The 12,461-nt window shown below is 52.3% G+C and carries 8 protein-coding genes and 5 pseudogenes; 7 read left to right on the plus strand and 6 right to left on the minus strand.

Annotation, left to right across the window (positions count from 1 at the left end):
• The 3 genes and pseudogenes from BFF42_RS02050 to BFF42_RS02060 form a co-directional block, all read left to right on the plus strand.
• A pseudogene (locus BFF42_RS02050) lies at positions 1 to 166 on the plus strand (IS4 family transposase); the annotation flags it as partial.
• Positions 127 to 375 (plus strand): cold-shock protein, encoded by a 249-nt coding sequence (locus BFF42_RS02055; protein WP_046891795.1) that lies wholly within the window; start codon positions 127 to 129, stop codon positions 373 to 375. The pseudogene BFF42_RS02050 and the gene BFF42_RS02055, both read left to right, overlap by 40 nt.
• Positions 365 to 538, plus strand: a complete 174-nt coding sequence (locus tag BFF42_RS02060) for a GnsA/GnsB family addiction module toxin (protein ID WP_001019197.1) — start codon at positions 365 to 367, stop codon at positions 536 to 538. The genes BFF42_RS02055 and BFF42_RS02060 overlap by 11 nt, the downstream gene beginning before the upstream one ends.
• 48 nt (positions 539 to 586) lie before the next feature.
• Here the strand turns inward: BFF42_RS02060 and BFF42_RS02065 are convergent, their stop codons facing one another.
• Positions 587 to 1,660: a 4Fe-4S binding protein gene (locus tag BFF42_RS02065; RefSeq protein ID WP_000818477.1), complete on the minus strand. Its 1,074-nt coding sequence runs from the start codon at positions 1,658 to 1,660 to the stop codon at positions 587 to 589.
• A gap of 71 nt (positions 1,661 to 1,731) precedes the next feature.
• Positions 1,732 to 4,476 carry a TMAO reductase system sensor histidine kinase/response regulator TorS gene (gene torS / locus BFF42_RS02070; protein ID WP_012421211.1) on the minus strand — a complete coding sequence of 915 codons (2,745 nt, stop codon included), beginning with the start codon at positions 4,474 to 4,476 and terminating at the stop codon, positions 1,732 to 1,734.
• A gap of 82 nt (positions 4,477 to 4,558) precedes the next feature.
• Between torS and torT the strand changes: the two are divergent.
• Positions 4,559 to 5,509, plus strand: a pseudogene (torT, locus tag BFF42_RS02075) (TMAO reductase system periplasmic protein TorT).
• Here torT and torR read toward each other — a convergent pair.
• Positions 5,482 to 6,174, minus strand: a complete 693-nt coding sequence (gene torR / locus BFF42_RS02080; protein ID WP_001120112.1) for a two-component system response regulator TorR — start codon at positions 6,172 to 6,174, stop codon at positions 5,482 to 5,484. The pseudogene torT and the gene torR overlap by 28 nt on opposite strands.
• Before the next feature lie 129 nt (positions 6,175 to 6,303).
• Here torR and torC point away from each other — a divergent pair.
• From torC to torD, 3 genes and pseudogenes are all read left to right on the plus strand, one after another.
• Positions 6,304 to 7,462 (plus strand): annotated as a pseudogene (gene torC / locus BFF42_RS02085) (pentaheme c-type cytochrome TorC).
• Positions 7,462 to 10,018 (plus strand): annotated as a pseudogene (gene torA / locus BFF42_RS02090) (trimethylamine-N-oxide reductase TorA). Before torC ends, torA begins: the two co-directional pseudogenes overlap by 1 nt.
• The gene (gene torD, locus BFF42_RS02095; protein WP_000209865.1) at positions 10,015 to 10,614 is read left to right on the plus strand and encodes a molecular chaperone TorD; all 600 of its coding nucleotides are present in this window, start codon (positions 10,015 to 10,017) and stop codon (positions 10,612 to 10,614) included. Before torA ends, torD begins: the two are co-directional and overlap by 4 nt.
• A gap of 92 nt (positions 10,615 to 10,706) precedes the next feature.
• Here torD and cbpM read toward each other — a convergent pair whose 3' ends face one another.
• The 3 genes and pseudogenes from cbpM to BFF42_RS02110 form a co-directional block, all read right to left on the minus strand.
• A complete protein-coding gene (gene cbpM / locus BFF42_RS02100; protein WP_000024560.1) occupies positions 10,707 to 11,012 on the minus strand; it encodes a chaperone modulator CbpM in 306 nt (101 codons plus the stop codon).
• Positions 11,012 to 11,932, minus strand: coding sequence for a curved DNA-binding protein (cbpA, locus tag BFF42_RS02105; protein ID WP_000420617.1), 921 nt, complete (start codon positions 11,930 to 11,932; stop codon positions 11,012 to 11,014). Before cbpA ends, cbpM begins: the two co-directional genes overlap by 1 nt.
• A 194-nt stretch (positions 11,933 to 12,126) precedes the next feature.
• Positions 12,127 to 12,461, minus strand: a pseudogene (locus BFF42_RS02110) (IS1-like element IS1X2 family transposase); the annotation flags it as partial.

Consider the following 12,461-nt stretch of genomic DNA (forward strand, 5'->3'; position numbering starts at 1 on the left):
TGCAGGGCGCTTCACCGGGACGTATACCGGAGCTGATGCGCGATCTTGCAAGTATGGGACAACTTGTGAAATTACCGACGAGAAGGGGAAGGGCCTTCCGAGAGTGGTAAAGGAGAGGCCCTGGAAATACCCCACAGCCCCGAAAAAGAGCCAGTCAGTTGCTTAACTGACTGGCATTACCCTCGTGGAGCCTTTTTTATATCTGCCTTATTTTTCTTCAACGCTGTATGTATAGTAAGCGATAACCTGTTGATTATTGAATCTTTCGGGGAGATGGCTTATAACATTTCTTACCTGACTAGGGTACCGGGAACCAACACCTTACTGGCGTGTTGCTGTCTTTTAAGACCAGAAGAGGTTAACAGTGAATATTGAAGAGTTAAAAAAACAAGCCGAAACGGAAATCGCCGACTTTATCGCGCAAAAAATCGCCGAGCTGAACAAGAATACAGGGAAAGAAGTCTCTGAAATTCGCTTCACCGCACGAGAAAAAATGACCGGGCTTGAAAGTTATGATGTCAAAATCAAAATAATGTGATTTTGTGAACATCACCCCGTGCGAGGTGATGTTCCGCTTGTTGCTAATTTAGTGACCAATCATTGGCGCTTGTGGAATTAAGCGTCGGTACAATTCCTCCGGCACCGGGCTTTGCCATACTCCCGCATACATTGCGTAACCAATCACCGCGAACATAATCCCCAGAACCAGTAGCGTCATTAACCAGCCAGACAACGCAAAAGCTTTTTTATTTGCCGCAGGTTTTTGCAGTGAAAAGGTCAATGTTGAGGCTACCGGACATGACTCTACGCAAGTCATACAGCCGGTACATTCCACTGTTCGTACCTGAATTAATTTATCTACCGGGATCCGTGATGGGCAATTTTTTGCGCATTTGCCACAGCCGATACAACTTTCGGCATTGCGACGAATCTTAAACGGCGATAATAGCGAAACCACGCCCATCAGCGCGCCATATGGGCAAAGATAACGACACCAGGCATGGCGAATAAACAGGCTGGCAATCAGCAAAACGGTCACGCTGATTAATGTCGCGGTCCCCATATGACGAAAGAAATCGAGCATTTTTACGTCCATCACCACGCTGTAGGGCGACAACATAAAATAGTGAATCGCCTGAGCGGGCATCAATAACGCGATATAGAGAAAAAAACTCAACAGCAAATACTTCACGCCGCGCAGAGGAATATCCAGCCAGCGGGGAAGGACACATTGCCGACCAAACAGTTTGTTACCGAGATCGCCGATTAATTCAGAAAGCGTACCAACCGGGCATAACCATGAGCAAAAGGCCTTTTTGAGTAATAGACTGATGACGATAAAAGCGACCAATAACAGCATCGCGGCGGCGTGGACGGACGGTAACTGACCTGTTGTAAGGCTATATTTCAGATTCATCAGACCGGCAATCGGTAGCCAGCCTTCGATACCTCCCGGTCTGGCGACAAATGTCGTGCTACTTGCCGTTTCGTAATAGCGCACCCAATACCAGAACGTGATGGCAATATAAATATTCATTGCCAACAGTAATAATTGCGTCGCTTTACGCCAGGTCGTGGCATTGCGCCAGTCATTCCACGGTAATTTGCCGCCCGTCGTGCCTGGCCGCCGCTGCCAGCGGGTTCTTTTTTTCTCTGCCATGATTTTGCCAGTCCGTTAAGTTGCATACCAAATGCCACTATTCTAGTTGTTCTTAACTGGCTGATATTGATTCAAATCGCGTTCAGGTCTTTCTTATGCAACCATGCTTCCAGAGCGGCAACACTGCGTGTAATTTCTTCGTGTGGAAGGGGGGCAGATAATGGCTGCTGCTCCAGTTGTGCGCATAGCTGGCTGGCGATACGCATTCCCAAACTCGAGCAACTGCTTTTTAGCTGATGCGCGGCACGCTTTATTTTCTCGCTATCCTGACTGGCGCGGGCAATGTCGATTTCATCGAGAAGCGGCAGGGCATGTTGTGTAAATAATACCAGCCATTCGTGGATCTTCTCCGTCCCCATTAACTGAGCATCTTCATTGAGTTGCGATACATCCAGCGATTGATCGTTATTGACTTGCAGTTGGAGATAGTGCGCCAGTAACTGACCGAGCACTTCACGCGGCACCGGTTTAGGGATAATCCCGCGGAATAATGAACTGGTACGCTGGCGCAGCGTTTCGTCAATGACATGGGCGCTAAAGCCAATCAAAACCAGCGACGGATATTGCTGTGCCAGTTGTCGGGCAAGCGTAATGCCGTCGACATCCGGCAGATCAAAATCCACCAGTGCGGCAGCAAACGGTTCGCTATTTTGCAGTGTCTCTAAAGCCTGCGCGGCATTGCCAACAGCAACAATCTGCGCACCACTGGTGTTCAGCATCTCAACGGTAATTCGCTGGGTTAGCGGGTTATCTTCAATTAACAGCAAACGTAAACCGTCAAGACGCACCGCCTGATTGACTGTTTTTGGCACGGGTGCCGTGGCAACACGTAACGGCAAGCGTAAACAAAAACAGCTTCCAACCTCCGGCGTGCTGGTGGCGCTCAGTTCGCCGCCCATCGCCTGGGCCAGACGGCTACTGATAGTCAGTCCCAGCCCGGTGCCGCCGCGTTTGCCGCTTACCTGCACAAATGGCTGGAAGATTTCTGCCAGTTTCGCGGGATCAATACCGCAGCCGCTGTCTTCCACTTCGACCAGCCATTGCTCGCCATCAGTGCGGCTACGTAAAACGATCTGCCCTTCGTCAGTAAAACGCAGGGCGTTGCTCAACAGGTTGGTTATAACCTGACGAATACGTCGCGGATCGCCCATTAACGCGGTCGGTACATCGTCGGCAATTGCTGTTGCCAGGCGAATCGGGCGACCTTTCACCCGTCCGCTCATTAATTGCAGGGTACTTTCCAGCAGCGGGCGCGGTTCAAAGGGCTCATCGCTGACCGAAACATTCTTGCCACCTGCTTCGATAGCCGAATAATCGAGAATATCGTTGAGGATGGTCAGCAACGATTCGCCAGAGTCGGTAATCGCCCGCAAATCATCACGCTGGGCGTTAAGTGCGGGGTTATCTGCCAGCAGTTGAGCAGTGCCGAGAATACCGTACAGCGGTGTGCGGATCTCATGGCTCATCGCCGCCAGAAAGGCCGATTTTGCCTGGCTGGCTTTTTCTGCTTCCGCCCGTGCCTGTCGGTGTTCTATCACCAGTTCCTGCAATTCAGCTGTACGCGCTTTGACCTGCGCCGCCAGCTGTTCACGGTGGCGATTCAGTGCATGAACAGTGCTGCGAAACGCATCCATCAGCCGCCCGATGGTATCCAGCTCCCGTACGCCAGCGGTTTCCGGGAAAGGGGAGTCAATATCACCGTCCAGCAGCCGTTGCAGCGCCTGCGTTTGTTCGGCAAGTGGACGCGTGACTGAGCGATAAACCACGCGCCAAAGGATCAGAATCAGTGCGCAAAGTGAAACCATCCCCAGCAATAACAGGCTGTATTGCCCGCGTGCACTGGCTTTTTCCAGATGCGCCAGTCCGTGCTGATTACGCAGCTCAATGGTGTCGACCAGCTGACTGACTTCGCTACTAAACTGCGCGAACTGGGCGATGTTATTTTGTGCGAGAGTTTGTAGGTGATTGCTGATTTCACTGTCCTGCTGATACAGCGCCAGCAAATCGCTATATTGGCTAACGGTAGTTAACGTTGTTGCGACCTGCGCACGAACACCCGGATCTTCAATGCGTATTTGCCGACGTTGCAGAATTTTCACCGCATTATTGAGCTGCTTTTCCAGCGTTGGTGCATTTTTCTGGATCTGCTCCAGCCCCAGATTCATCACCATTTGCTGCACCCGCAGAGCGCTAAGGCGCAGTTCATTCATCTGGTTAACATACTCAAGATCGATATCAATCAGCCGATCGAGTGCACTTTCAGCAGCCTGACGCTGATCTTGTTCGATCAAATCGTAAATCCCGGCCTGGGTCGCTCCAGCGGAAGTTGTCGCATTATTCGCCTGACCTTGCGCCAGGCGTGCGATCTCATCGGCGGCAGCGACTATCTGCTGACTGAGTTGCTGTTGTTGCTGGCGTAGTTGCAGACGCCGCCCCACCAGTTCCCCTTGCTGACGTAACGAACGGGAGATCTCCTGCTCCTGTTGTTCAATAGCGGTGGTATCAAAACCTTGTTCCCGTAACGCTTGCAGCAACGCATTAATCTTCAGGCTTTGTGCGGTGAGCATTCGCCCCTGCGCCTGCCACATCTTTTCGTTATCGGCACTGGTCAGGTTCTGCGCGGCGAAAAGTTCCCAGGCGCTGGCTTCGCTCAACTGGCGCGCCATATTCATGGTAGGAATCAATGCCTGAGTGTTGTCTTTTTCCACCTGGCTGATAAAGCGCAGGTTGTACCATCCCACCAGGGTACTGGTTAGGGTTAACAGCGCCATCAGGGCAAAGCCCATCCAGAGTCTTTGGGTCAGGGTTAAATTCACGGTCGGTGCACTTTAGGTGAAAAAGGTTGAGTCGCAAAGCAGAATGCATCTAGCATAAAGCCTTATTATTGATGAGGCTATCATGCGCGTACTGCTATTTTTACTTCTTTCCCTTTTCATGTTATCGGCATTTTCGGGTGATAACCTGTTGCGCTGGCATGATGCGCAGCATTACACGGTGCAAGCCTCTACGCCGCTTAAAGCCAAACGCGCATGGAAACTGTGCGCGCTTTATCCCAGCCTGAAAGATTCATACTGGTTATCGTTGAACTATGGTATGCAGGAGGCAGGCGGCTACAGCCAGTTGGCTACTCAGCAAGCACAAATCGACCAGTGTAAACAGTGGGGCGCAGAGGCCATTTTGCTCGGTAGTAGCACTACGTCATTTCCCGACCTGCAAAAGCAGGTAGCAAATCTGCCGGTGATCGAACTGGTAAATGCTCTTGATGATCCCCTGGTGAAAAGCCGCGTTGGTGTACCCTGGTTTCAGATGGGCTATCAACCTGGGCGATATTTGGTGTAATGGGCGCACGGTAAACCACTGAACGTGCTGTTGATGCCCGGACCCGATAATGCCGGGGGCAGTAAAGAGATGGTCGAGGGTTTTCGCGCAGCCATTGCCGGAAGCCCGGTGCGTATTGTTGATATTGCGCTTGGTGATAACGATATTGAAATCCAGCGTAACCTGTTGCAGGAGATGCTGGAACGCCACCCAGAAATCGACGTCGTTGCCGGAACGGCCATTGCGGCAGAGGCGGCAATGGGTGAAGGGCGTAACCTGAAAACGCCGCTTACCGTGGTGTCGTTTTATCTTTCACATCAGGTGTATCGCGGGCTGAAGCGGGGAAGAGTGATTATGGCTGCCAGCGATCAAATGGTCTGGCAGGGGCAATCGGTGTCTGATAATGTCAGCCCACCGATTTTAGTTCTGACGCCGAAAAATGCCGACCGTGAACATATTCGCCGCTCGCTGTCACCAGGGGGATTTCGTCCGGTCTATTTTTATCAGCACACATCAGCGGCTAAGAAATAACCTTCACCATGTTGCGTCACCAGTAAATCCGCGCTGAGTTTATGACGTAAACGACGAATTAACACATCGACGGTGCGCAGGTCAGGGTTTTCCACCCGACGCGCAGAAAGCATACGTAGCAGACGTTCACGGCTGAGAATTTCGCCCGGATTCGTCACAAATGCCACCAACATTTCATACTCTGCGCGGGTCAGTTTAATCGGCTCGCCATCCCGCTCCAGCGTATGGCGCGACACATTCAGGCAATAACCGGCAAAGCGATAGCAGTTGTCCTGAGTGTGCGGTTGAGCTTGTCGCGCGAGGTCGATTCGCCAGAGCAGATTTTTCACCCGTACTACCAGTTCGCGCAGTTCCAGCGGTTTGGTGACGTAATCGTCTGCGCCCATTTCCAGCCCAACAATACGGTCAATCCGATCGCTGCGTCCGGTAACCAGAATAATCCCCACCGTTGAGCGTTCTCGCAGGGCGCGGGTTAACATCAGGCCATTTTCATCGGGTAAGTTGATATCCAGCAGAATTAAATCTACCGGCTGATTCTGCATAATTTCCCGCAGCCCGGCACCGCTCGCTGTAACGGAAACGGTATACCCCTCCTGAGTGAAGTAAGATTGTAATCGCGCCTGGGTAACCGGCTCATCTTCAACAATAACAATGTGATGTGGCATCAGAGGGTTTTACTCATTCTGTTCATATCTGTTCATATTCTGCCGTAAGCCGTTCATCCTGACCAGTGCCGCTGTTCATATTTGCTCATTAAGATCGCTTCACTAAACCATAATTTTACAGCGGCTATTATGCGGAAACTCTGGAACGCGCTACGCCGACCCAGTGCTCGTTGGTCGGTACTGGCGCTGGTCGCAATTGGGATTGTGATTGGCATTGCGCTGATTGTATTGCCACACGTTGGGATCAAAGTCACCAGCACAACCGAATTTTGTGTCAGTTGCCACAGTATGCAACCGGTGTATGAAGAATATAAACAGTCGGTGCATTTCCAGAACGCCTCCGGCGTGCGAGCTGAATGCCATGCCGGATATTCCAGGCATGGTGAAGCGCAAACTGGAAGCGAGCAATGATATCTACCAGACCTTTATTGCTCACTCCATTGATACACCTGAAAAATTCGAAGCCAAACGCGCGGAACTTGCCGAGCGTGAATGGGCGCGAATGAAAGAAAACAACTCGGCAACCTGCCGCTCCTGCCATAACTACGATGCGATGGATCATGCGAAGCAGCATCCTGAAGCGGCACGTCAGATGAAGGTGGCAGCGAAAGATAATCAATCCTGCATCGACTGTCATAAAGGTATTGCCCACCAGTTACCGGATATGAGTAGCGGCTTCCGTAAGCAGTTCGATGAGCTGCGCGCCAGTGCTAATGACAGTGGTGACACGCTGTACTCTATTGATATTAAGCCAATTTATGCGGCGAAAGGCGATAAAGAAGCCTCTGGTTCTCTGCTGCCTGCTTCGGAAGTGAAAGTCCTTAAACGTGACGGCGACTGGCTGCAAATTGAAATTACCGGCTGGACGGAAAGCGCCGGACGTCAGCGTGTACTCACCCAATTCCCAGGTAAACGCATCTTTGTTGCCTCGATTCGTGGTGATGTGCAGCAGCAGGTAAAAACGCTGGAGAAAACCACCGTTGCCGACACCAATACCGAGTGGAGCAAGTTGCAGGCCACTGCGTGGATGAAGAAAGGTGATATGGTGAACGATATCAAACCGATCTGGGCTTATGCGGATTCGTTGTACAACGGCACCTGTAACCAGTGCCACGGCGCACCGGAAATCTCTCACTTTGATGCTAACGGCTGGATTGGCACGCTCAACGGCATGATTGGCTTTACCAGTCTCGATAAACGTGAAGAACGCACCTTGTTGAAATATCTGCAAATGAATGCGTCTGACATCGCAGGTAAGGCTCACGGCGATAAGAAGGAAGAAAAATAATGAACAATAACGATCTCTTTCAGGCATCACGTCGGCGTTTTCTGGCACAACTCGGCGGCTTAACAGTCGCCGGGATGCTGGGGCCGTCATTGTTAACGCCGCGCAGTGCGACTGCGGCGCAAGCGGCGGCTGTCATCTCGAAAGAGGGCATTCTTACCGGGTCGCACTGGGGGGCTATCCGCGCGACGGTGAAGGATGGTCGCTTTGTGGCGGCAAAACCGTTCGAACTGGATAAATATCCGTCGAAAATGATTGCCGGATTGCCGGATTGCCGGATTGCCGGATCACGTACACAACGCGGCGCGTATTCGTTATCCGATGGTACGCGTGGACTGGCTGCGTAAGCGCCATCTCAGCGATACCTCCCAGCGCGGTGATAACCGTTTTGTGCGCGTGAGCTGGGATGAAGCCCTCGACATGTTCTATGAAGAACTGGAACGCGTGCAGAAAACTCACGGGCCGAGTGCCTTGCTGACCGCCAGTGGTTGGCAATCGACGGGGATGTTCCATAACGCTTCGGGGATGCTGGCGAAAGCTATTGCCTTGCATGGTAATAGCGTTGGTACGGGCGGAGATTACTCTACCGGTGCTGCGCAGGTGATCCTGCCGCGCGTAGTCGGTTCGATGGAAGTGTATGAACAGCAAACCTCCTGGCCGCTGGTATTGCAGAACAGCAAAACCATTATGCTGTGGGGCTCCGATTTGCTGAAAAACCAGCAAGCGAACTGGTGGTGCCCGGATCACGATGTTTATGAATATTACGAGCAACTAAAAGCGAAAGTCGCCGCCGGTGAAATTGAGGTCATCAGCATCGATCCGGTTGTCACATCCACCCATGAGTATCTGGGGCGCGAGCATGTGAAGCACATTGCGGTTAACCCGCAAACTGACGTGCCGCTGCAACTGGCGCTGGCGTATACGCTGTACAGTGAAAACCTGTACGACAAAAACTTCCTCGCTAACTACTGTGTAGGTTTTGAGCAGTTCCTGCCGTATCTGCTGGGTGAGAAAGACGGTCAGCCGAAAGATGCCGCATGGGCTGAAAAACTGACCGGCATTGATGCCGAAACCATTCGTGGGCTGGCGCGGCAGATGGCGGCGAACAGAACGCAAATTATTGCTGGCTGGTGCGTGCAGCGTATGCAGCACGGTGAACAGTGGGCGTGGATGATTGTGGTTCTGGCGGCGATGCTGGGGCAAATTGGCCTGCCAGGTGGTGGTTTTGGTTTTGGCTGGCACTACAACGGCGCAGGCACGCCGGGGCGTAAAGGCGTTATTCTGAGTGGTTTCTCCGGCTCTACGTCGATTCCGCCTGTTCACGACAACAGTGACTACAAAGGCTACAGCAGCACCATTCCGATTGCCCGTTTTATCGATGCGATCCTCGAACCGGGGAAAGTGATCAACTGGAACGGTAAATCGGTAAAACTGCCGCCACTGAAAATGTGTATTTTTGCCGGAACTAACCCATTCCATCGCCATCAGCAGATCAACCGCATTATTGAAGGCTGGCGCAAGCTGGAAACGGTTATCGCCATAGATAACCAGTGGACCTCAACCTGCCGCTTTGCCGATATTGTACTGCCTGCGACCACGCAGTTTGAGCGTAACGATCTCGACCAGTACGGCAACCACTCCAACCGTGGCATTATCGCCATGAAACAGGTGGTGCCGCCGCAGTTCGAGGCGCGCAACGACTTTGATATTTTCCGCGAGCTGTGCCGTCGCTTTAATCGCGAAGAAGCCTTTACCGAAGGGCTGGACGAAATGGGCTGGCTGAAACGCATCTGGCAGGAAGGTGTACAACAAGGCAAAGGACGCGGCGTTCATCTGCCAGCGTTTGATGACTTCTGGAATAACAAAGAGTACGTCGAGTTTGACCATCCGCAGATGTTTGTTCGCCACCAGGCATTCCGCGAAGATCCGGATCTCGAACCGCTGGGCACGCCGAGTGGCCTGATTGAGATCTACTCGAAAACCATCGCCGATATGAACTACGACGATTGTCAGGGGCATCCGATGTGGTTTGAGAAAATCGAACGCTCCCACGGTGGGCCCGGCTCGCAGAAGTATCCGTTGCATCTGCAATCTGTGCATCCGGATTTCCGACTTCACTCGCAGTTATGTGAGTCGGAAACTCTGCGTCAGCAATATACGGTAGCGGGTAAAGAGCCAGTATTCATTAACCCGCAGGATGCCAGCGCGCGCGGTATTCGTAACGGTGATGTGGTACGCGTCTTTAACGCTCGCGGTCAGGTGTTGGCAGGGGCAGTAGTTTCTGACCGCTATGCACCCGGCGTGGCACGAATTCACGAAGGGGCATGGTACGATCCAGATAAAGGCGGCGAGCCTGGTGCGCTGTGCAAATACGGTAACCCCAACGTGCTGACCATCGACATCGGTACTTCGCAGCTGGCGCAGGCGACCAGTGCGCACACTACGCTGGTGGAAATTGAGAAGTACAATGGAGCAGTGGAGCAGGTGACGGCGTTTAACGGCCCTGTGGAGATGGTGGCGCAGTGCGAATATGTTCCCGCGTCGCAGGTGAAATCATGACCACGCTGACAGCACAACAGATTGCCTGTGTTTACGCCTGGCTGGCGCAGTTGTTCTCCCGTGAACTGGACGATGAACAACTGACGCAAATCGCCAGTGCGCAGATGGCTGAATGGTTTTCGTTGCTGAAAAGCGAACCGCCGCTGGCTGCGGCGGTGAATGAGCTGGAAAACTGTATTGCCACGCTGACAGTACGTGACGATGCCCGTCTGGAACTGGCCGCTGACTTTTGCGGCCTGTTTTTGATGACTGATAAGCAGGCGGCGCTGCCGTATGCATCGGCCTACAAACAGGACGAGCAAGAGATTAAACGCTTGTTAGTTGAGGCAGGGATGGAAACCAGCGGCAATTTCAACGAACCGGCAGACCATCTGGCGATCTATCTCGAGTTGTTGAGTCATCTGCATTTTTCGCTGGGAGAGGGGACCGTTCCTGCGCGAAGAATCGACAGTTTGCGGCAAAAAACACTGACGGCGCTGTGGCAATGGTTACCAGAGTTTGCTGCGCGTTGCCATCAGTATGACAGCTTTGGTTTTTACGCGGCACTAAGCCAGTTATTGCTGGTGTTAGTGGAGTGCGACCACCAAAACAAATAACGTCGTTTATGCGCCTGAAAAGACGCGTTTAGCGTCGCATCAGGCATTATGGCGCAGTTGCCGGATGCGTCATCACATCCGGCAAACACACATCACGGATGAGCTACAAACCGGGAAAGCCGCTGGCGTAGCAGGCGGTTTTCCTGCTTCAGGTGTGCAATATCATCCATTAACGTCAGCGCCACCGCGATCCCCGGCCAGTCCAGAGCCAGTTCATGACGCAGGCGTACCGCGCGTTGCACCACAATGGCGGCATGGTCGTCAAATACCCAGGTTGTTTCCTGGATCTCACGCGGTTCAACCACCCCCAAACCGACAATTTCATTCAACTCCTCTTCAGAGATGCCGGTATGCAGGCAAAATTCGGTAATAGTAAAAGTCACCGTAACATTAGCCATCATGCTTTCCCCCAATCTTTACGTGGATCAAAAGACGACTGGGCGTCTGCCAGTTGCTGCCACAGCGCGGCAGTGTTTTCATCCGGTTTCGGCGGCATCACGATTTTCAGTACCGCATACAGATCGCCGGTCTGTTTTTTGCTCACCAGACCTTTGCCTTTAACGCGCAATCGTTGCCCGGCCTGGCTGCCTGGCGGGATAGTCAGCAAAATGCTTTCTTTCAGTGTTGGAACGGTGACTTTAGCACCCAGCGCCGCTTCCCACGGGCTAACCGGCACCACAATTTCCAGATCCTGGCCGACAATATCGAACAGCGGATGTGGCGCAATATGAATCACCAGCCACAAATCGCCATTTGGACCACCGTTTTCGCCCGGCGTCCCCTGGCCTTTCAGACGGATGCGTTGACCATTGCCGACGCCCGCCGGGATCTTCACATTCAGCGTTTTCGGGATTTCCTGTTCGATCATGCCAAAGGCGTTATAAACCGGCAGGTTATAGCTGATGGTACGCTTATGCTCAGTCAGCGTTTCTTCGAGGAATACCGCCACTTCGATTTCAATATCGTGGCCGCGTGCGGCGGGGCGTTGACGGCTCTGGCGGGCATGCTGACCGAAAATTGACGAGAAGATATCGTCAAAATCTTCGGCATTAAAACTCTGACCGTCGCCATGATGGAACTGACGGTTAAATTGCGGATCGTTGCGATGTTGCCACATCTGATCATACTCAGCGCGACGTTGTTCATCACTTAACACTTCCCAGGCTTCAGCGACCTCTTTGAAGCGGGCTTCGGCATCCGGTTCTTTGCTGACATCAGGATGGTATTTACGGGCCAGTCGACGATAGGCGGTCTTGATTGTCTTGAGATCGTCCGTCGGTTTCACGCCCATGATGGCGTAATAATCCTTTAATTCCATAGCGTTATCTCGCGTAAATCAACACAAATTGAAGGAACCCCTGTAAGGTAACTCCTATAAGTGTAGGGTAATCCTCAAAATTTCATATGCCAACACAGAATATGTTATTGAAATCATCGTGGAGAGGCGGTCGCCATCAATATGGGTTGCTGAACATATTTTAAACAGGTGAAAAAGGGGGTAATGACTCCAACTTACTGATAGTGTTTTATGTTCAGATAATGCCCGATGACCTTGTCATGCAGCTCCACCGATTTTGAGAACGACAGTGACTTCCGTCCCAGCCTTGCCAGATGTTGTCTCAGATTCAGATTATGTCGCTCAATGCGCTGAGTGTAACGCTTGCTGATAACGTGCAGCTTTCCCTTCAGGCGTGATTCATACAGCGGCCAGCCATCCGTCATCCATACCACGACCTCAAAGGCCGACAGCAGGCTCAGAAGACGCTCCAGTGTGGCCAGAGTGCGTTCACCGAAGACGTGCGCCACAACCGTCCTCCGTATCCTGTCATACGCGTAAAACAGCCAGC

The sequence above is a fragment of the Shigella sp. FC1661 genome (assembly GCF_001712525.1).
Lineage (GTDB): Bacteria > Pseudomonadota > Gammaproteobacteria > Enterobacterales > Enterobacteriaceae > Escherichia > Escherichia coli.

Excerpts from the sequence above, each read along its gene's own strand:
- BFF42_RS02065 (WP_000818477.1), bottom strand. The coding sequence starts at position 1,660 with ATGGCAGAGAAAAAAAGAACCCGCTGGCAGCGGCGGCCAGGCACGACG.
- torR (WP_001120112.1), bottom strand. The coding sequence starts at position 6,174 with ATGCCACATCACATTGTTATTGTTGAAGATGAGCCGGTTACCCAGGCG.
- torD (WP_000209865.1), top strand. The coding sequence starts at position 10,015 with ATGACCACGCTGACAGCACAACAGATTGCCTGTGTTTACGCCTGGCTG.
- cbpM (WP_000024560.1), bottom strand. The coding sequence starts at position 11,012 with ATGGCTAATGTTACGGTGACTTTTACTATTACCGAATTTTGCCTGCAT.
- cbpA (WP_000420617.1), bottom strand. The coding sequence starts at position 11,932 with ATGGAATTAAAGGATTATTACGCCATCATGGGCGTGAAACCGACGGAC.